Here is a 19,697-nt window from a genome sequence, read left to right on the forward strand (position 1 = left end):
CGCGATCACCGATATTACCCTGTCTCGCGCCCGCTCGCGAATCGAGCGACACTCACTCGCAGCGGAGGCCGTCTTCGGGCACGACGTCGTCGAGCAGGAACGCCTCGACCGCGTCGTCGACGCAGGCGTTGCCCTTGTTGTAGCCGGTGTGCCCTTCGCCCACGCGCGTGACGAGCACCCCGTCCTCGAGCTGGGCGGCCAGCGACTCGGACCACTCGTACGGGGTCGCGGGGTCGTTCGTGGTGCCGACGACGACGATGGGTCCGGCGCCCTCGGCCCTGATCTCGCCGCGCGTGCCGGTCGGCGGGTACGGCCAGACCGCGCAGGAGTCCGGCCCGCTCCAGTACGGCGCGATGGTGGGCGCCCCCTCCTGGATCTTCTCCAGGGTCGCCGCCTCGACCTCGGGGTCGCTCTCGACCGGATAGTCCATGCAGTTGTACGCCGTGAACGCCTCGGTCGAATTGTCGAGATAGCCGTTGCCGTCACGGCTGTTGTAGAAGTCGGCCAGCACGAACGCCGTGGTCGGGTCGCCCTGCAGCGCCTCGTCGAGGGCCTGCGTGAGGTACGTCCAGTTGGCTTCGGAGTACAGGGCCGCGACGATGGCGGTCATCAGCGAATCCGCCCCCATGAGCCGGCCGTCGCCGTTCTTCAACGGCGTGCGGTCGCTGCTGGCGAGAAGAGCGCCCAGGTCGGCCATGGCGTCGTCGACCGAGCCGTTGAACGGGCAGTCGCCCGAGTCGAGGCAGCTCTGCATGTAGGCGCGGAGGGCGGACTCGAAGCCGAGGGCCTGGGTGGCCCCGACGTCCATGCCCGACACGGCGGGGTCGACGGCGCCGTCGAGCACCAGGCGGCCGGCCTTCTCGGGATAGAGCTGGGCGTACGTCGCTCCGAGGAACGTGCCGTACGAGTAGCCGATGTAGTTGAGCTGCGTGTCGCCCAGCACCGCCCGGATCAGGTCCATGTCGCGCGCGGCGTTGATCGTCGTGATGTGCGGCAGGATGCCCCCGCTGTTCTCGTCGCAGGCCTGGGCGAACTCCTCGTCGTTCTGCAGGAGTTCGGCCTCCCACTCGGCGCTTCCGCGCGGAGCCTTCGGGACGTCGTAGAGGTACGCGTCCATGCGCGGGGCGTCGAAGCACTGCACCGCCGTCGACTCCCCGACACCGCGCGGATCGAACCCGATGACGTCGTACTTCTCGATCAGCTCCGTCCCGACCGCGAAGTCGAGCGAGTCCCGGATGAGCTCCACGCCGCTCGCGCCGGGTCCGCCGGGATTGGTGAGCAGCGAGCCGATCGGCGTGCCCTCGGCCTGGTGGCGCACGACCGAGAGCTCGATCTCCCCGGCATCCGGGTTCTCCCAGTCGAGGGGCGCGGTCACCAGGGTGCAGTCGAAGCCCACCGGCTCGCAGCTGCTCCACTCGAGCGTCTGCGAGTAGAACGGCAGGAGGTCGGCGGCGACGCCGTCGGTGTCGGGTGGCTGGGTGGCGGAGGGGCGCGAGGGCCCCGACTCGGGGATCGCCGCGTACAGGCAGCCGCTCAGCGCGACGGATGCCGCGACGAGACCGGCGACGAGGGCGGCGGCGCGACGAAGGCGCGGGGTGTGTCGGGTCTTCACGGTGTCCTCCCGCTCGTGACGGTGACGAGCAAGCTCTCGAGGGCGAGCAGCGGGGCGACGTTGCGCTCCAGCGACTGCCGGGTCTCGGCAAGGTGGTCCAGCACGACCAGCGTACGGGCCTCGGTCCAGGCTGCCGCCAGAGCACTCAGCTCGGGCAGCAGCTCACGGTTGATCAGGGCGTCGCCGCGGCCGAACTGCAGCATGACGACGTCGCGGAACAGGGACTGCAGGTCGGTGAGCACCCGGTCGATGCCGTCGCGCAGGCTGCGCGTGGCGCGCTTCTTCTGGTCGTCTTCGAGAGCCGACAGCTGGGAGCGCAGCGCCGGCGGCACGGCCTGCCCCTCGGCGATGCCGACCGTGCGCAGCAGGCTGGCCCGCTCGGCCGCGTCGCGCTCGGCGGTGAGCGCTTTGGCGTCTTCGGTCGCGGCCTGGATGATGCGCCCGGCCACCTCGACCGCGTCGCCGACCCCGCGCACACCGAGCACCGACCGGAGGGTCTCCTCGCGGCGGCGCCGGGCCGCCTCGTCGGTCGCGAGCCGCTGCGCCATGCCGATGTGGCGCTGCGCATGCCGCGCAGCCTGCTCGGCGACCGTCTCGTCGACGCCGGTGCGCAGACTGATGAGGCGTGCGACGTCGTCGACGTCGGGCTCGCGCAGGCGCAGCGACCGCACGCGGGATCGGATGGTGGGCAGCAGGTCGGCCTCGCTCGGCGCGCACAGGATCCACACGGTCTGCTCGGGAGGCTCCTCGAGCGCCTTCAGCAGCACGTTGGAGGTGCGCTCGACCATGCGATCGGCGTCTTCCACGACGATCACCCGGTAACGCCCCGCCGACGGCGCGAAGTACGAGCGCTCGACGAGGGCCCGCGCCTCGGCGATCGTGATGATCACCTTGTCGGTGCGCAGGGCCGTGACATCGGGATGGGTGCCCGCGAGGACCTGGCGCATCGTCGCCTCGTCGTCGGGTCGGTCGGCGATCAGCGCCGCGGCGAACGCGTAGGCGAGCGTCGAGCGCCCGGATCCCGGCGGACCGGTGATCAGCCAGGCGTGCGACAGCGCCTCGGGATCGGATGCCGCGGCGCGCAGCGTCTCGACGGCCTGCGACTGCCCCCAGACGTCGACCCACGGGAACGGCGCGGCGACGGTCTGGGGCATGCCCCCAGCCTAATCGGGAGCACCGACACGGAGTCCACCGCGGAGCCCACCGGGTAGGCGGCTCCGGCCGACGCGGCTAGCGCAGGAGCGTCTCGACGCGGGCACGGATCTCCGCCGCGATCGCCTCGGGGGAACCGGCCGCGTCGACGACGAGGAAACGCTCGGGCTCGCCGGCCGCCAGCGCGAGGAAGGCCTCGCGAACGCGACCGTGGAACTCCCCCTTCTCGGCCTCGAGACGGTCGAACGGCTTGTCCGCCGAGTCGAGTCGAGCGCGTGCATCCGCCGGGTCGAGGTCGAGCAGGATCGTGAGGTCGGGCAATGCGCCCTCGGCCGCCCAGAGCGACAGGTCGCGGACCTCTTCGGCATCCAACACCCGTCCCGCCCCCTGATACGCGACCGACGAGTCGAGGTAGCGGTCCTGCAGCACGATGTCGCCGCGCTCGAGCGCCGGGCGGACCACCGTGGCGACGTGGTGCGCGCGATCGGCCGCGTACAGCAGGGCCTCGGCGCGCGGGGCGATGTCGCCCCGATGGTGCAGGACGATGTCGCGGATCAGCTGTCCGACCTCCGAGCCCCCGGGCTCCCGGGTGCGCAGTACGGCGCGCCCGGAGTCTTCGAGCCAGCGTCCCAGGAGCGCCGACTGCGTCGTCTTTCCGGAGCCGTCGCCGCCCTCGAGGGTGATCCAGAGGCCGCGGCCTGAGGTCACGAGTCGGCCTTCGTCGCCGAAGCCTTCTTCGCCGGCGCCTTCGCGGCCGCCGTCTTCGTCGCCGTCGCCTTCGTTCCCGTCGCCTTCGTTCCCGTCGCCTTCTTTGCGGCCGCGGTCGTCGTTTTCTTCGCGGCCGCGGCGGTCGTCTTCTTCGCCGCCGGCTTCTTGGCGGGGGCCTTCTTCGCCGGGGCCTTCTTCGCGGCGGTGCGCGAGCCCCGCTTGGGTGCGGGCCCCTTGGCGCGCTTGTCGGCGAGCATCTGCACGGCGACCTCGAAGGTGATGTCGTCCGGCGTCTGTCCGCGCGGGATCGTGACGTTCGTCTCGCCGTCGGTGACGTACGGACCGAAACGACCGTCCCGGACGCGGATCGGCTTCCCGCTCACCGGGTCTGCCTCGAACTCGGCGAGCGCGCTCGACGCACGGCGCGCGCCGTACTTCGGCTGCGCGTAGATCTCCAGCGCCTGCTCGAGCGTCACCTCGAAGATCTGCGACTCGCTCTCCAACGACCGCGAGTCGGCGCCCTTCTTGAGGTACGGACCGAAGCGGCCGTTCTGCGCGGTGATCTCCTCGCCCGTCTCGGGATCGGCCCCGACGACGCGCGGCAGGCTCAGCAGCTGCAGCGCCGTGGGGAGGTCGATGGTGTCGACCGACATCGAGCGGAAGAGCGAGGCGGTGCGCGGCTTGGGAGCCGCCTCCTTCTTCGCGCCGCGCTTCTTCGGAGCCTCGACGACCTCGCCCGTGGCCTCGTCCACCGCGGCGTCGTCGGCGACGGGATCGTTCTCCTGCACGTACGGACCGAACCGGCCGTCCTTCACCACGACGATCTTGCCGTTCTCGGGGTTCTCCCCCAGCACCCGGTCGCCGGCCACGGGTGCATCGATGAGCTCCTGCGCCTTCTCGGCGGTGAGCTCGTCGGGCGCGAGGTCCTCGGGGACGTTCACGATGCGCGGCTTGGCGTCGGGGTTCTCGGGATCGGCGACCTCGAGGTACGGGCCGTACTTCCCGAATCGCAACGTGGCCGTGTCGGTGATCCGCGTGGAGTTCAGCGCGCGGGCGTCGATCTCGCCCAGGTTGTCGACGACCTGGCGCAGCCCCACGTGCGAGTCCGAGCCGAAGTAGAACGACTTGAGCCATTCCACACGGTTCTGCTCGCCGCGAGCGATCGTGTCGAGGTCGTCCTCGAGCGCGGCGGTGAAGTCGTAGTCGACGAGGTCGGAGAAGTGCTCCTCGAGCAGACGCACCACGCTGAACGCGAGCCACGTCGGCACGAGCGCCTGCCCGCGCTTGACCGCGTAGCCGCGGTCAAGGATCGTCTCGGGGATCGACGCGAAGGTCGACGGACGGCCGATGCCCTTCTCCTCGAGCACCTTCACCAGCGAGGCCTCGGTGTAGCGGGGCTTCGGCGTGGTGCGGTGCCCCTTCGCCTCGGCATCCGACATCGCGACCTCGTCGCCGACGGCGACCTGCGGCAGGGACTGGTTCTCGGCGGCATCCGCGTCGCCGCGCTTCTCGTCGCGTCCCTCCTCGTAGGCCTCGAGGAAGCCCTTGAAGGTGTAGACCGTGCCGGATGCGGTGAACTCGGCGGTCTGCCCGGCGGCGTCGACGGCGAGTGTGACGGTCGTCGTCTCGTACTTCGCATCGGCCATCTGGCTGGCGACCGTGCGCTTCCAGATGAGGTCGTAGAGGCGCTGCTCCTCGCGGTCGAGCTCGGAGGACAGGGATGCCGGAGTGCGGAAGTTCTCGCCCGAGGGGCGGATCGCCTCGTGCGCCTCCTGCGCGTTCTTGCTCTTGGACTTGTAGACGCGCGGCTTCAGCGGCACCGCGCTGTCGCCGTAGAGCGCGACGGCCTGACTCCGGGCCGCCTGCACCGCCTGGGTGCTCAGCGCCGTGGAGTCGGTGCGCATATAGGTGATGTACCCCTTCTCGTACAGGCGCTGGGCGACGCTCATCGCCTGCTTCGCGCCCATCGAGAGCTTGCGACCCGCCTCCTGCTGGAGGGTGGACGTGGTGAACGGGGCGTAGGGGCTGCGGGTTCCCGGCTTCGCCTCGACCTTCGTCACGGTTCCGGCACCCGACGCCTCGACGGCACGGGCGAGAGCCGCGGCCTTCGCCTCGTCGAGGATGACGACGGCCTTCTTCAGAGCGCCCTTGTCGTCGAAGTCCGATCCGCGCGCCAGCTGTCCGCCGTCGACGCGGACGAGCCGGACCTTGAACGACGTGCCGCTCGCTGCGGCGGAGGCGTCGACGTCCCAGTACTCGGCCGAGACGAAGGCCATGCGCTCGCGCTCACGGTCGACGATCAGCCGGGTCGCAGCGGACTGCACGCGGCCGGCCGAGATGCCGGTCTTGACCTTGTACCACAGGACGGGCGAGACGTCCCACCCGTACAGACGGTCGAGGATGCGGCGCGTCTCCTGCGCGTCGACCAGGGAGTGGTCGAGCTCCCGGGTGTTGCCGACGGCTGCCTGGATCGCGTCCTTGGTGATCTCGTGGAACACCATGCGCTTGACGGGGACCTTGGGCTTGAGCGTCTCGAGCAGGTGCCAGGCGATCGCCTCGCCCTCGCGGTCCTCATCGGTGGCGAGCAGGAGCTCGTCGGCGTTCTTCAGGGCGCGCTTCAGCTCGGCGACCGTCTTGGTCTTGCGATCCGACACGACGTAGTACGGGTCGAAACCGTTCTCGATGTCGATCGAGTACTTGCCGTAGGCCTGCTTGGCGTCGGCGGGGATGTCCTTCTTGTCGGCGAGGTCGCGGATATGACCGACGGAGCTGAGCACCTCGTAGCCGTCGCCGAGGTATCCCTGGATCGACCGCATCTTCGTCGGGGACTCGACGATGACGAGCTTCTTGCCTTGAGCCAAGGGTGCGTCCTTTCTTCGAAGCACACCATACACACCCGGCTGATCAGGTGTTCTCAGAGGGAGCGGTGCGTTCCGCCGTCATTCGCCTGGAGGTGGCCCAGCACGGGCACGGGAGACGGCAGCGAGTCCAGCGTACGCCGCCTGGACCTCGACGGTCGCCACGAAGTCCTCGATCGAGCAGGCCGTGACGGTCGCGCCCGAGGCGGCCGCGACCCGGCCGGCCAGCGCGCACGGGTCGTCGGCGACGGGCACCGCACCGCTGGCGGCGTCGGCTGCGGCGAGCGCTGCGGCATCCGCAGCGCTCGCCGTGCGCTGAGCGGTGACCGCCGCTCCCCCGACCGCCGCGAGGGAGACGGTCAGACCGGCCGCGACGAGGAGGATGCCGGTCGCCAGCGCCGATCCCGCCATCAGAGCCCGCCGTCGAGCGCGCAGCTCGTCGCCTCGAGCGGCATGCTCAGCAGACGCCCGATCGCGACCTCGGAACGGGCGGTCACGCATACCGTTTCCGCGGCGACGCCGGACGACATCCGGGCACCGGGGACGGCGCGAGCCACCGCCGCGGCCGCCACGGACGCGTCCTCTCCGCGTCCGAGCAGGCGCGCGGCGTCGGCGGCCGCGTCCTGCAGAGCGACCTGCCGTGCGGCGCCGCCGAGGGCGCCGACCCCGAGCAGGACGACGAGCACCACCGCCGGCAGAGCGACGGCGAGCTCGGCGGCCGCGGATCCGCGTTCTCCGTGCAGGACGACCCAGGCGGGACGCGCGTCCGGCGCAGGACCAGCGTCCGACCGGCGCCTCGACGGCCGTCGCATCAGGCCACCGTCAACGCCCGCCGCACCAGGTCGGTGAGGATGCCGCGCACCTCGTCCGATCGCATGATGACGACGAGGAGCCCGGCGAAGGCGACGGCGGCCATCGTCGTGATCGCGTACTCGGCGGTCGCGGCGCCGGAATCGTCGCCGAACAGCGAGGCCGCGCGTCGACGGGTGAGCGTCGGGAGGGAGGGGGTCATGTGTTCCTTCTTTCTGTCGGGATGCGGACGCATCCGGTGGGTGTCAGGTCGGGAGCGAGGTGGATGTGAGGATGCTCAGCAGCATCGGAGCGACGCCGAGCAGCAGGAAGGCCGGGAGGGTGCACACGCCGAGAGGCAGCAGCAGCCGCGTGGACAGGCGGGCGGCGCGCAGCCGACCCTGGACCCGGGCCGCGTGACGCTCCTGGGCGGCGGTGGCGCGGAGGAGCTCGACGGCCGGGACGCCGGCCGCGCGCGACAGCTCGAGCACGCCGTGCAGTCGATCCGGCGAGCCGCCTCCGGGACGGTCGTCGGGAAGCAGCGCGAGGGCCCGCTCGATGGAGGCCCCGCCCGAGAGGGCGACCGCCACGAGCTCGGATCGGATGCCGGGGGTCCCGGGATCGGGTCGGGCGCGGCGGAGCAGCCGGCGGGTCCAGGCGCGGGCGAGCAGCACCAGCGATGCCCCCGCCACCACGCACACCGCGCCCACCGGTTGCGCCACGACCACGCCGATGACGTCGAACCCGAGAGCGAGCCCGAGGAGGAGCCCCGCCACCGGCATCCACAGCAGGAGCCGTGCCGTGCCCGCCGGCTCGGCGAGCGCGATCCGGACGTCGTCGGCGGCGGAGGCCGCATCGCGCAGCGCCTCGGCGATCACACGCAGCACCTCGGCGAGCGGCGCACCGACGGTCGTGGCGATCTCCCACGCCGCCGCCAGTTCGGTCCAGGCGCCGCCCTCCGCCTCGATCGCCGTGAGCAGCGGGACGCCGGCGTCGAGGCGCGCCACGACAGCGACGGCATGCGGATCGCCCGTGTCGGCGAGGTGACGCCACGCGGCCACGGGGCCCGCACCGGCTTGCAGCAGCACGGCGAGCGTCTGGACGGAGGTCGCGGCATCCGCCTCGGCGACGGGCGGGCGGCTGTGGCGGCGGCGGATCACCATGGCGCCACCTCCTCGACGGCGAGCCGGTCTCCCGCCAGCGCGAACACGCCCGCACGGGCGACGCGGCGCACGCCGTCGGGCGCCCGCTCGAGGTGGAGGATCACCGAGAAGGCGCTGACCGCCTGCCGGGCCAGCGCCGTGGCGTCCATGCCGGCGAGCGCACCCAGCGCCTCCATGCGCGCGGGAACGTCGAGCAGACCGCTGGCGTGCAGCGTTCCCGCGCCGCCGTCGTGCCCGGTGTTCAGCGCGGTGAGAAGTTCGCGCACCTCCTCGCCGCGGCACTCCCCCACCACGAGCCGGTCCGGACGCATGCGCAGCGACTCGCGCACGAGTCGCGCCAGGGTGATCCCGCCGGCGCCCTCGAGGTTCGCCTGCCGCGCCTCGAGGGCGACGTGATGAGGGTGCCGCGGACGGAGCTCGGCGACGTCTTCGATCGTGACGATCCGCTCCCGCGCTGGAGCCTCGCCCAGCAGCGCCGAGAGCAGGGTGGTCTTTCCCGTGCCTGTGCCGCCGGTGATGAGGATGTTCGCCCGCTCGGCGACGAGCGACCGCAGCCACGCCTGCTGGCCGTCGCGGAAGCACCCCAGGCGCGCGAGCGCGTCGAGATCGGCTGCCCGGACGCGCGGAATGCGCAGCGACAGTGCCGTGCCGGTGGTCGACACGGGGGCGAGCACGGCGTGGATGCGGATGCCGGAATCCAGACGCACGTCGACGCAGGGTGCCTGATCGTCGAGATGCCGCCCGCCGAGACCGACCAGGGCGACCGCCAGGTCGCGGACCTCCCGCTCGGAGGCGCGCCACTCCGGCACCGGCTCGGCGCCGCGGCCCCGATCGACGAACAGCCCGGAGGCGCCGTTGACGAACACGTCGGTGACCGCCTCGTCCGCGCAGTGCTCCGCGAGCGGACCGAAGGCGTCGTGCAGCCGCAGCGGGGCGGACGCGAAGCCTTCCGGCTCGCCGGCTGCGTCTCGCGGGCGGATGATGAACGGCTCGGGCATGCCCCGACGCTAGGCGCGCGCTTCCGTGCGCCCCGACCCTCAGGACGACGTCTGTGCACAAGCACGGCCATCCCGGGACGGTGCAGGACAGCATCCGAAGACGGAGAAGGGCGGCATCTCACGGGGGGAATGAGATGCCGCCCGAAGCGAGCCACGATCGGGGGAATCGGGCGCGCCGAGGCCGGAATGAGATTTCGGCTGACGTCGAGTGTACGCAAGGCGACCGTCCTGACAAAACCGCCGCACTACCGACTTCGGACAGTATGCGAGGCTGGTGTCGGAGACTAGATTCACCCTGTCCCGGTCGCACCACCCGGACTCCCCAGCCGCAAAGGAGCGCCTGCCGATGAGCAGTCAGATCGACCACCTTCTCGATGAGAACCGCCAGTTCCCGCCGTCCGAGGACTTCGTCGCCCAGTCGATCGCCTCCCCCGAGCTGTACGAGCGCGCGGGCGCCGACCGGGAGGGTTTCTGGGCCGAGCAGTCCCGCGAGCTCCTCCACTGGCACACGCCGTTCACGCGGGTGCTCGACTGGTCGGCGCCGCCGTTCGCGAAGTGGTTCGACGACGGTGAGCTCAACGTGGCCTACAACTGCCTCGACCGCCACGTCGAGCAGGGCAACGGCGACCGCGTGGCGCTGCACTGGGAGGGCGAGCCCGGCGACTCGCGCACCATCACCTACGCCGAGCTGACCGACGAGGTCAAGCGCACGGCCAACGTGCTCGCCGAGCTCGGCATCGGGCAGGGCGACCGCGTCGCGATCTACCTTCCGATGATCCCCGAGGCGATCGCCTCGATGCTCGCCGTCGCCCGACTCGGCGCCATCCACTCGGTGGTGTTCGGCGGGTTCAGCGCCGACAGTCTGCGCGCCCGCATCGACGACGCCGGCGCGAAGGTCGTCATCACCGCCGACGGCGGATACCGCAAGGGACGCGTGTCCGCGCTCAAGCCCGCGGTCGACCAGGCCCTGAGCGACCGCGGCGACGGAGAGCAGCAGACGGTCGAGCACGTCCTCGTCGTCCGCCGCGGCGAGAACGAGGTCGACTGGGTCGAGGGCCGCGACCACTGGTGGCACGAGGTCGTGCCCGCGGCATCGGCCGAGCACACCGCGCAGGCCTTCCCGGCCGAGAACCCGCTCTACATCCTCTACACGTCCGGCACGACCGGGAAGCCGAAGGGCATCCTGCACACCTCCGGCGGATACCTCACCCAGGCGGCGTACTCCCACAAGTACGTCTTCGACCTGCACCCCGAGACCGACGTGTACTGGTGCACCGCTGACATCGGCTGGGTCACCGGGCACTCCTACGTCGCCTACGGCCCCCTGGCCAACGGCGCGACGCAGGTGCTCTACGAAGGCACTCCGGATGCTCCGCACCCCGGCCGCTGGTGGGAGATCATCGAGAAGTACAAGGTGTCGATCTTCTACACGGCGCCGACCGCGATCCGGTCGTTCATGAAGATCGGCCGCAGCGTCCCGAAGAAGTTCGACCTGTCGTCGCTGCGCGTGCTGGGCTCGGTCGGCGAACCGATCAACCCCGAGGCATGGATGTGGTACCGCGACGTCATCGGCGCCGGCCGCACGCCCATCGTGGACACGTGGTGGCAGACCGAGACCGGCGCCATCATGGTGTCGCCGCTCCCCGGGGTCACCGCGACCAAGCCCGGGTCCGCACAGGTCCCGCTCCCCGGCATCTCGATCGACGTGGTGGACGAGAAGGGCGAGCCGGTCGGCAGCGGCAACGGCGGCCTGCTCGTCGTCACGGAGCCCTGGCCCAGCATGCTGCGCGGGATCTGGGGCGACCCCGAGCGCTTCCGCGAGACCTACTGGGAGAAGTTCGAGGACCAGGGCTACTACTTCGCCGGCGACGGCGCCCGCCTCGACGACGACGGGGACCTCTGGCTGCTCGGCCGGGTGGACGACGTGATGAACGTCTCGGGACACCGCCTCTCGACCGCCGAGATCGAGTCCTCGCTCGTGGCCCACGAGGCCACCGCCGAGGCCGCCGTCGTCGGTGCCTCCGACGAGACCACGGGCCAGGCCGTCGTCGCCTTCGTCATCATCAAGGAGAGCTACCTCTCGGAGCACGACCCGGCCGGACTCGCCCAGCAGCTCCGCCTCTGGGTCGGCGAGCAGATCGGCGCGATCGCCCGCCCCCGCGACGTCTACATCGTCGGGGAGCTGCCCAAGACGCGCTCCGGCAAGATCATGCGCCGCCTGCTGCGCGACGTGGCCGAGGGCCGCGAGGTCGGCGACACCACGACGCTCGCGGACACGGCCGTCATGACGATCATCTCGTCGCAGGTGAAGTAGGCGGGCTCGGCGGCCATCGCTGCGCTCGACACCATGCGCGGCGTTCGGCTGGACTCGCCTCCCGGAGGGAGGGGCGGATGCCGGGGTCAGGCGAGGAGGAAGGAGACCTCGACCTCGACCGGGCTGTCGAGCGGCAGCACCGGGACGCCGACCGCGGCGCGGGCGTGACGGCCCGCGTCGCCGAAGATCTCGCCCAGCACCTCGCTGGCGCCGTTGATGACCCCGGGCTGGCCCGTGAACTCGGGCACGGAGGCGACGAAGCCGCCCACCCGCAGCACGCCGGCGATGCGGTCGACGCCGCCCGCGGCATCCGCCGCCGCCGCCAGCGCGTTCAGTGCGCAGGTGCGGGCGTAGGCCTTCGCGTCGTCGGCCGACACGGCGTCCCCGACCTTGCCGGTCGCGGGCAGCGCCCCGTCGGTGAAGGGCAGCTGGCCCGAGGTGTACACGACGCCCGCGTGCACCACGGCGGGGACGTAGGCCGCCACCGGCGCGGCGACGGCGGGAAGGCGGATGCCGAGCTCGGCGAGCCGCTCGGAGACGCTCACTGCGCGCCGTCCTCGAACTGACGCGAGGCCTGGGCGGCCGCGGCGAGGCCCGTCTGGTTCGACCCGTCCTGGGTGACCGGGCGCTTGAAGTACGCCACGAGCCCGCCTTCCGGACCCTGGACGACCTGCACGAGCTCCCAGCCCTGCTTGCCCCAGTTGTTGAGGATCGCGGCCGTGTTGTGGATCAGCAGCGGCGTGGTCAGGTACTCCCACGTGGTCATGGCACTCCCATCGATCGGGGCGCGGGCGACGCGCAAGAGCGGCCCGTCAAAGGCGGTATTCAGGGAACTCCCCTACGATCAAGCGTATGCCTCATAAGAACCGTACGGTGAAAGGCGTGCTCGGTGGCCTGCTCGGCCTCGTCGGCCTGAGCGCCGTCGCCGGCCTTCTTGTCACCACCAGCGTCACCCCGGTCCTCGCGATGACCGGCATCGCCGGCAACCAGGCCCTCACGCTCTTCGAGGAGCTGCCCGCCAACCTCGACGTCAACGCCCCCATGGAGCAGTCGGTCATCTACGCGACCGATCCCGCGGGCAACCCCGTCAAGCTGGCGTCCTTCTACGAGCAGAACCGCGTCCCGGTCACGTACGAGCAGCTCTCGCCGACCCTCATCAACGCGATCCTGTCGAGCGAGGACAAGAACTTCTACAGCCACGGCGGCATCAACCTCGGCGCGACGGTCAAGGCGCTCGTCGACAACGTCCGCGGCACCTCGAGCCGCGGCGCGTCGACCATCACCCAGCAGTTCGTCAAGAACGTGCAGATCCAGGACTGCGAGCAGAAGGCCGACATCGGCTCCGACACGTACTCCGAGGATCTGCAGCAGTGCTGGCTCGACGCCACCAACGCCGAGGGCGCCGACGGCATCGAGCGCAAGCTCCAGGAGATGCGCTACGCGATCCAGATCGAGAAGAAGTTCTCCAAGAACGACATCCTCCTCGGGTACCTGAACATCGCCAACTTCGGCGGCACGGTCTACGGCATCGAGGCGGCCGCCAACTACTACTTCTCCACCAGCGCCGCGAACCTCACGATCGCTCAGGCCGCGACACTCGCCGGCATCGTGCAGAACCCGAACACGTTCCGCATCGACAAGCCCACCGGCACGTGGACCGACGGCGACGGCGTCGCCCACAACACCGCGGAGGACGGCTACGCGAACACGCTCGAGCGCCGTGACTACGTGCTCGGTCGCATGCTGGCAGACGGCAAGATCACCCAGGCGGAGTACGACGAGGCCAAGGCCACGCCCATCACGCCCGCGATCTCGCAGCCGAGCCAGGGCTGCGCCGCGGCGGGCCGCAACGCCTACTTCTGCCAGTACGTGAAGTCGGTCGTCGAGAACGACCCGGCCTTCGGCGACACCCCGCAGGAGCGTCGCGAGCTGCTCCGCCGCGGCGGTCTGCAGATCTACACGACGCTCGACATGCGCATCCAGGACCCGGCAGCCCAGGCCATGGCCGACATCGTTCCGGCCAACTACGACAACCAGTACTTCGGCGCCGCCGGCGTCTCGATCGAGGTCGGCACCGGCCGCATCCTCTCGATGACGCAGAACACGACCTTCCTCGAGACGCCCACGGAGGACCAGGCGTACACCTCGCTCGTCTTCGCCGGCGACCAGGAGCACGGCAACTCCGGCGGCTTCCAGGTCGGATCGACGTACAAGCTCTTCACGCTGATCGACTGGCTCGAGAAGGGCCACTCGGTGCGCGAGACCCTCAACGGCAGCGTGCAGACCGCGCTCAAGATGAAGGTCTGCGGGAACACCCAGAACGTCGACACCGCGAAGATCGGCAACTTCGGCGGCGGACGCGGCGGCACGAGCTCGGTCCTGAACTTCACGACCCAGTCGCTCAACAGCGGGTACTTCGCGATGGCGGCCAAGCTCGACATCTGCGACATCAACAAGGTCGCCGACCGCATGGGCGTCACGCTCGCCAACGGCGGCAAGGTCACCGACCAGAACGTCCCCTACGACGTGCTCGGGCCGAAGAACATCTCGCCGATCGCCATGGCCAACGCCTATGCGACGGTCGCCAGCGGCGGCACCCTCTGCGCGCCCCGCGCGATCGACAAGGTGCTCGACTCCAACGGCGTCGAGCAGAAGATTCCCGCGATCGACTGCAAGGAGGGCGTGATCTCCCCCGAGGTCGCGGCCACCGCCGCCTACGCCCTGCAGAGCGTCATGGCGAACGGCGGCACCGGCCGCTCCGCCAACCCGAACGACGGCACGCCGCTGATCGGCAAGACCGGTACCCACGACCGCTGGTCCACGATGATGATCGAGTCCAGCACCAAGGTCGCCACGGGCGTCTGGGTCGGCCGCTGGAAGGGTCAGGCCGACATCTACCGGAAGGGCACCGGCAAGCACCTCCTGAACGAGATGCGGTACCCCCTCGCCCGCGCGGCGCAGGAGGCGGCCAACGAGTTCTACGAGGGCGGCGCCTTCCCGCAGCCGGACAACAACCTGACCCGTCAGGTGCTCACCGAGGTTCCGGCGGTCACCGGCATGACGGTCGAGGAGGCCACGGCCGCACTCGAGGGCGCCGGCTTCACGGTCGCCGTCGGGGCTCCCGTCGACAGCGACCAGGCGACCAACATCATCGTCGCCCAGGACCCGGTGGGCCAGGCTCCGTCCGGCGCGACGGTCACGATCTCGCCGAGCAACGGACAGGGAACGACCGTCCCCGGCAACCTGGTCGGAATGTCGCGCAACGACGCCCAGAACGCCCTGGTCGGGGCGGGCTTCAGCTCCATGCAGTTCGACGCCTCGTGCAACGGCCCCGGCAAGACGGTGGCCACCACCGACCCCGTGCCCGGGTCCGCCGCGAACAAGGCCACGACCGTCACGGTCACGTGCCAGTGACGCGTCCTCGCTCGGCCCACCCGGCCCTCATCGCGCTCGGCGCGGTGGGGGCCGTCGGCGCTGCCGCCGCGGTGTGGGGCATCGGCATCGAGCGCTACCTGTTCACGGTGCGCGAGGTCTCGGCATCCGCTCTCCCGCCAGGATCCGCCCCGCTGCGCATCCTGCACGTGTCGGATGCGCACATGGCGCCGTGGCAGCATCGCAAGCAGGACTGGCTCGCTTCGCTGGCGCAACTGAACCCCGACCTCGTCGTGAACACCGGCGACAACCTCGGACACCGTGACGGGCTGGAGGGCATCCGGCGGGCGTTCGACCCGTTCACCGGCATCCCCGGGGTGTTCGTGCACGGTTCCAACGACGTCAACGAGCCGGCACCGCGCAACCCGCTGCGGTATTTCATGGGGCCGTCGCAGCGCCACACCGCTCCGAAGCGCCTGGACACCGAGGCGATGGACCGGTACTTCACGGACGAGCTGGGGTGGACGGACCTGAACAACACGGCCGCACGTCTCCACGCGGGTGGTCGCGACATCGATCTGGTCGGCGTGGACGACGCCCACCGCGACTGGGACAGGCTCGACGTGCTCCCCTCCGCGCTGCGGCAGCTCGGCCCGCGGGCCGAGGGCACGGCGGTGCTCGGCGTCACACATGCGCCGTACCAGCGGGTGCTGAACTCGTTCGTCGACCTGGGAGCGGATGCCGTGCTCGGCGGCCACACCCACGGCGGTCAGGTCTGCCTCCCGGGGTACGGCGCCCTCGTCGCCAACTGCGACATCCCTCTGAAGCAGGCGAAGGGCCTGAGCACCTGGTCTCATGGCGGCCGCGCGGTACCGCTCAACGTGAGCGCCGGCTGCGGGCACTCGATCTACGCGCCCGTCCGCTTCGCGTGCCGGCCCGAGGCGACCCTGCTCACGCTCACGGCACGGGACTGACCACCCGATTGGGCGCTGCGGGTTTTTCCTTGTAGACTCGGAGGGTTGCAAACGGGGTGTGGCGCAGCTTGGTAGCGCGCTTCGTTCGGGACGAAGAGGTCGCAGGTTCAAATCCTGTCACCCCGACCAGTGACACCGGAAGGCCGCCCCGAGGGGCGGCCTTCTCTGTAGGCCGAGGTCCCCGGGGAGGACACGATGGGTGCACTGCTTCCGCCGCCGCGGCGCCTGACCCGCGGCTGGGCGCTGGGACTGGGCCTGCCGTTCCTCGCGGGCCTGGCGCTCCTCACGCTGACGCCGTCCCGCGTCGAGCAGTCGATGCCGAACCTGCTCGACGTGGTGCTCGCCGTGGCGCACCGCCTGGGATGGGATTCCCTGGACTTCACGCGGCTCGAGGTGCTCGCGAACGTCCTGGTGTTCATCCCGGTCGGGGTTCTCGCGTTCCTGCTCGTGCCGCGACGCGTCGGCGTGCTCTCGCTGCTCGTCGGCCCCGGCCTGTCGCTGCTCATCGAGACGGCTCAGCGCCTGGCCTTCCCCGACCGTGCCGCGACGCTCTCCGACGTCCTCGCGAACTCCGTCGGCGCGACGTTCGGGGTGACGCTGGCGGTGTTGTGCACACTTCTGTTCGCGGCGCGGGGTTCACGGCATCCGTCTCCTAGGCTGGAGGCACCATGACCGCGCCCTCCCTCGTCGCCTTCGACCTCGATGACACGCTCGCCCCGTCGAAGGGCACGATCAGTCCGCGGATCGCCGGACTGCTGCGTGCTCTGCTCGCCCGGGTCGACGTCGCGATCATCTCGGGCGGCAACGAGACGCAGTTCCGCACGCAGGTCGTCGACCAGCTCGCCGAGGCGGATGCCGCCGCTCTGGCCCGCCTGCATCTCCTGCCCACCTGCGGCACCCGCTACCTCCGCCATGACGGCACGGGCTTCGCTCCCGTCTACGCCCACGACCTCACCCCCGAGGAGAAGAGCGCGGCGATGACGGCGCTCCGCGAGGAGGCCGCGAGTCTCGGCCTGTGGGAGGCCGAGCCCTGGGGCGACATCCTCGAGGACCGCGGCTCGCAGATCACATTCTCGGCCCTCGGCCAGCGGGCGCCGCGCGACGCGAAGCACGCGTGGGATCCGACGGGAGCCAAGCGCGCCGCGCTGCGCGATGCGGTGGCCCCGCGGCTGCCCGGCCTCGAGGTGCGCTCCGGCGGATCGACGTCCATCGATATCACGCGCGCCGGCATCGACAAGGCCTTCGGCATGACGCAGCTTGCCGAGCGCACCGGCATCCCCCTGACCGGGATGCTCTTCTACGGCGACCGCCTCGACGAGGGCGGCAACGACTACCCCGTGCGGGCGCTCGGCGTGCCTTCGGTGGCCGTGGAGGGCTGGGAAGACACGGCGGACAAGCTCGAGGCACTGCTTCCCACACTCTGATCGGGCGCTGCTGTTCCGGCGCTGCCCGCGCTGCCGTTCCGCGAAGCATCCCGCCCATGCGGAATGACGGAGGGCCACGTCGATGATCGTGCCGCGGCCCCCGCGCCGGCGCGCCGCCGTTCCCCGAGGTGGATCGAGGCGACGACGGCGCGCGGCGGCACGCCCCGAGGGGTCAGCCCGGCACGACCTCGGAGACCGAGCGCGAGACCGGCACGAGACGCTGCAGCTGCGTCACGTGCTGCGGCTGCAGCTCGGCGAGCGTGGCGACGCCGAGCAGGCGCATGGTGCGCTCGATCTCGCTGCGCAGGATCGCGATGGTGCGGTCGACGCCCTGACGCCCGCCGGCCATCAGGCCGTAGAGGTAGGCGCGGCCGATGAGCGTGAAGTCCGCCCCGAGCGCGACCGAGGCCACGATGTCGGCGCCGTTCATGATGCCGGTGTCGATCATCACGGTGAAGTCGTCGCCGACCGCTCGACGCACCTCGGGCAGCAGGTGGAACGGGATGGGCGCGCGATCCAGCTGACGCCCGCCGTGGTTGGAGAGCACGATGCCGTCGACACCGGCATCACGCAGCCGGACCGAATCCTCCACGTTCTGCACGCCCTTGATCACGATCTTCCCGGGCCACAGGTCGCGGATCACGGCGAGGTCGTCGTAGCTGATGGTCGGGTCCATCGCCGCGTCCAGCAGCTCGCCGACCGTGCCGCCGGTCGTGCTCAGCGACGCGAACTCCAGCTTGGGCGTGGTCAGGAAGTCGAACCACCACCAGGGGCGCGGGATCGCGTTGATGATCGTCCCGAGGGTCAGCTGCGGCGGGATGCTGAAGCCGTTGCGCTTGTCGCGCAGGCGCGCCCCCGCGACCGGCGTGTCGACCGTGAACTGGAGCGTGTCGAAGCCGGCTGCCGCCGCGCGACGGGTCAGCTCGTAGGAGATCTCGCGGTCGCGCATGACGTACAGCTGGAACCAGTTGCGGCCGTGCGGGTTGGCGGCCTTGACGCCCTCGATCGAGGTGGTGCCGAGCGTCGAGAGGGTGAACGGGATGCCGGCGGCGGCCGCCGCTCCGGCGCCCGCGCTCTCTCCCTCGGTCTGCATCAGGCGCGTGAAGCCGGTCGGAGCAATGCCGAAGGGCAGGGCGGACGGGCCGCCGAGGATCTCGACGGAGGTGTCGACGTGCGGTGCGGGGCGGAGGATGCCGGGATGGAACTCCACGTCCCGGAAGGCCTGGCGGGCACGGGTGAGGGACAGCTCCCCCTCGGCCGCGCCGTCGGTGTAGTCGAAGGCCGCCTTGGGGGTGCGGCGCTTGGCGATCAGGCGAAGGTCGTCGATCGTCAGGGCGGCCTCGAGGCGGCGCTTGCGTCCGTCGAGCTCGGGCTTCTTGAACTTCATGAGCTCGAACAGCTCGGCGGGCTTGGGCACCTGGCGCTGAACCATGGTGGTCCTCTCAGTTCTCGGTCGGGTCGGGGGTGGGGATCGGAGGGTCGGACGGCTGTCGGCGCGTGAGCCCCGCCGCGGTGTAGTAGCCCGTGATGTGCGCGCGCAGGAGGGCGCGCGCTGCCAGTTCGTCGCCCGCGTCGACCCGCGCGACGAGAGCGCGGTGCTCCTTGCGCAGGCGGTCGGCCATCGCGCTCCAGTCCGGGATGGCGACGGCGCCCGCCTGCACGTACGACTCGATCGACGAGCGGAGGCCGGCCATCATCGCCGCGATGACGGAGTTGTCGCTCGCCTCCGCGAGTGCCAGGTGGAACTGCGCGTCCAGGGCGAGGAACTCCGCGGGGCTGAGATCGGGGGCATCCATCGCTTCCAGCATCCGATGCGCCTCGGCGGTGTCGCGATCGGCGGAGGTGGTCAGCGCATGGACGACGGCATCCTCGAGCACCAGACGGGTCTGCACGACATCGGCGAGGGGGAAGCCGTGTGCGGCGACCTGGAGGCGCAGCAGCTGCGACATGCCCCCGGTGGGCGTGGCGATGACGATGGCGCCCGCCTGGGGCCCGGAGCCGGTGGCGGTGCGGATGAGACCCATGACCTCGAGCACCCGGAACGCCTCGCGGACGCTCGACCGGCCGACGCCGAGATCTACGGCGAGGTCGCGCTCGGAAGGCAGGCGGTCGCCGGGGTTCAGGCGTCCCTCGAGCAGGTCTCCCTCGATGTGGTCGAGGACGAGACGCCACGCGCGCACGGACTGCTCCGCCATCGGTCTCCTCGCTTCCGACCCGCGCCGTCGTCGCTGTGGTCTGACCACACTCTACGGCGTGTGGTCAGACCACACAACACGGGAGCGTCACGGGCCGAACCGCCCCTTTACGTGCGAGCCACCCCGTTGCGCGCACCA

General features: G+C 71.0%; 18 protein-coding genes and 1 tRNA gene. 6 read left to right on the forward strand and 13 right to left on the reverse strand.

What is annotated here, in order from left to right:
- Window positions 1–52: 52 nt before the first annotated feature.
- The 9 genes from AB3M82_RS14005 to AB3M82_RS14045 form a co-directional block, all read right to left on the reverse strand.
- Window positions 53–1,612, reverse strand: coding sequence for an alpha/beta hydrolase (locus AB3M82_RS14005; RefSeq protein WP_412958560.1), 1,560 nt, complete (start codon window positions 1,610–1,612; stop codon window positions 53–55).
- Window positions 1,609–2,766, reverse strand: a complete 1,158-nt coding sequence (locus AB3M82_RS14010) for a DNA polymerase III subunit delta' (protein WP_412958561.1) — start codon at window positions 2,764–2,766, stop codon at window positions 1,609–1,611. Before AB3M82_RS14010 ends, AB3M82_RS14005 begins: the two co-directional genes overlap by 4 nt.
- A 76-nt stretch (window positions 2,767–2,842) precedes the next feature.
- Window positions 2,843–3,472, reverse strand: a complete 630-nt coding sequence (tmk, locus tag AB3M82_RS14015; protein WP_412958562.1) for a dTMP kinase — start codon at window positions 3,470–3,472, stop codon at window positions 2,843–2,845.
- A complete protein-coding gene (topA, locus tag AB3M82_RS14020) occupies window positions 3,469–6,333 on the reverse strand; it encodes a type I DNA topoisomerase (RefSeq protein ID WP_412958564.1) in 2,865 nt (954 codons plus the stop codon). Before topA ends, tmk begins: the two co-directional genes overlap by 4 nt.
- A gap of 78 nt (window positions 6,334–6,411) precedes the next feature.
- A complete protein-coding gene (locus AB3M82_RS14025) occupies window positions 6,412–6,741 on the reverse strand; it encodes a helicase (RefSeq protein ID WP_412958565.1) in 330 nt (109 codons plus the stop codon).
- Window positions 6,741–7,142: a TadE family type IV pilus minor pilin gene (locus AB3M82_RS14030; protein ID WP_412958567.1), complete on the reverse strand. Its 402-nt coding sequence runs from the start codon at window positions 7,140–7,142 to the stop codon at window positions 6,741–6,743. The genes AB3M82_RS14025 and AB3M82_RS14030 overlap by 1 nt, the downstream gene beginning before the upstream one ends.
- Window positions 7,142–7,342, reverse strand: coding sequence for a DUF4244 domain-containing protein (locus tag AB3M82_RS14035; protein WP_412958569.1), 201 nt, complete (start codon window positions 7,340–7,342; stop codon window positions 7,142–7,144). The genes AB3M82_RS14030 and AB3M82_RS14035 overlap by 1 nt, the downstream gene beginning before the upstream one ends.
- 43 nt (window positions 7,343–7,385) lie before the next feature.
- Complete coding sequence (locus tag AB3M82_RS14040; protein WP_412958570.1) at window positions 7,386–8,282, reverse strand: type II secretion system F family protein; 897 nt, start codon at window positions 8,280–8,282, stop codon at window positions 7,386–7,388.
- Entirely contained in the window at window positions 8,276–9,280 is a 1,005-nt protein-coding gene (locus AB3M82_RS14045) for a TadA family conjugal transfer-associated ATPase (RefSeq protein ID WP_412958571.1), read from the reverse strand. The genes AB3M82_RS14040 and AB3M82_RS14045 overlap by 7 nt, the downstream gene beginning before the upstream one ends.
- Before the next feature lie 346 nt (window positions 9,281–9,626).
- On the opposite strand from AB3M82_RS14045, the gene acs reads away from it, so the two are divergent.
- Complete coding sequence (gene acs / locus AB3M82_RS14050) at window positions 9,627–11,594, forward strand: acetate--CoA ligase (protein ID WP_412958572.1); 1,968 nt, start codon at window positions 9,627–9,629, stop codon at window positions 11,592–11,594.
- A gap of 86 nt (window positions 11,595–11,680) precedes the next feature.
- Here the strand turns inward: acs and AB3M82_RS14055 are convergent, their stop codons facing one another.
- Together AB3M82_RS14055 and sp36 are read right to left on the reverse strand one after the other, a co-directional pair.
- Window positions 11,681–12,139, reverse strand: coding sequence for a RidA family protein (locus tag AB3M82_RS14055; protein WP_412958573.1), 459 nt, complete (start codon window positions 12,137–12,139; stop codon window positions 11,681–11,683).
- A complete protein-coding gene (sp36, locus tag AB3M82_RS14060) occupies window positions 12,136–12,360 on the reverse strand; it encodes a Sp36 family protein (protein ID WP_412958574.1) in 225 nt (74 codons plus the stop codon). The genes AB3M82_RS14055 and sp36 overlap by 4 nt, the downstream gene beginning before the upstream one ends.
- A gap of 86 nt (window positions 12,361–12,446) precedes the next feature.
- Between sp36 and AB3M82_RS14065 the strand changes: the two genes are divergently transcribed.
- From AB3M82_RS14065 to AB3M82_RS14085, 5 genes are all read left to right on the forward strand, one after another.
- The gene (locus AB3M82_RS14065; RefSeq protein ID WP_412958575.1) at window positions 12,447–15,008 is read left to right on the forward strand and encodes a transglycosylase domain-containing protein; all 2,562 of its coding nucleotides are present in this window, start codon (window positions 12,447–12,449) and stop codon (window positions 15,006–15,008) included.
- Window positions 15,005–15,940 (forward strand): metallophosphoesterase, encoded by a 936-nt coding sequence (locus tag AB3M82_RS14070; RefSeq protein WP_412958576.1) that lies wholly within the window; start codon window positions 15,005–15,007, stop codon window positions 15,938–15,940. Before AB3M82_RS14065 ends, AB3M82_RS14070 begins: the two co-directional genes overlap by 4 nt.
- A 52-nt stretch (window positions 15,941–15,992) precedes the next feature.
- Window positions 15,993–16,069: transfer RNA gene (locus AB3M82_RS14075), tRNA-Pro, on the forward strand.
- 66 nt (window positions 16,070–16,135) lie between these two features.
- On the forward strand, window positions 16,136–16,612 hold the full coding sequence (locus tag AB3M82_RS14080) for a VanZ family protein (RefSeq protein WP_412958578.1): 477 nt from the start codon (window positions 16,136–16,138) through the stop codon (window positions 16,610–16,612).
- Window positions 16,609–17,364: an HAD-IIB family hydrolase gene (locus tag AB3M82_RS14085; RefSeq protein WP_412958580.1), complete on the forward strand. Its 756-nt coding sequence runs from the start codon at window positions 16,609–16,611 to the stop codon at window positions 17,362–17,364. Before AB3M82_RS14080 ends, AB3M82_RS14085 begins: the two co-directional genes overlap by 4 nt.
- Window positions 17,365–17,536: 172 nt before the next feature.
- Here AB3M82_RS14085 and AB3M82_RS14090 read toward each other — a convergent pair whose 3' ends face one another.
- Window positions 17,537–18,796: an alpha-hydroxy acid oxidase gene (locus AB3M82_RS14090; protein ID WP_412958581.1), complete on the reverse strand. Its 1,260-nt coding sequence runs from the start codon at window positions 18,794–18,796 to the stop codon at window positions 17,537–17,539.
- Window positions 18,797–18,806: 10 nt separating this feature from the next.
- A complete protein-coding gene (locus tag AB3M82_RS14095) occupies window positions 18,807–19,559 on the reverse strand; it encodes a FadR/GntR family transcriptional regulator (RefSeq protein ID WP_412958582.1) in 753 nt (250 codons plus the stop codon).
- Window positions 19,560–19,697: the final 138 nt, after the last annotated feature.

It is taken from the genome of Microbacterium californiense, assembly GCF_047246625.1.
In the GTDB taxonomy this organism is placed as follows: Bacteria; Actinomycetota; Actinomycetes; order Actinomycetales; family Microbacteriaceae; genus Microbacterium.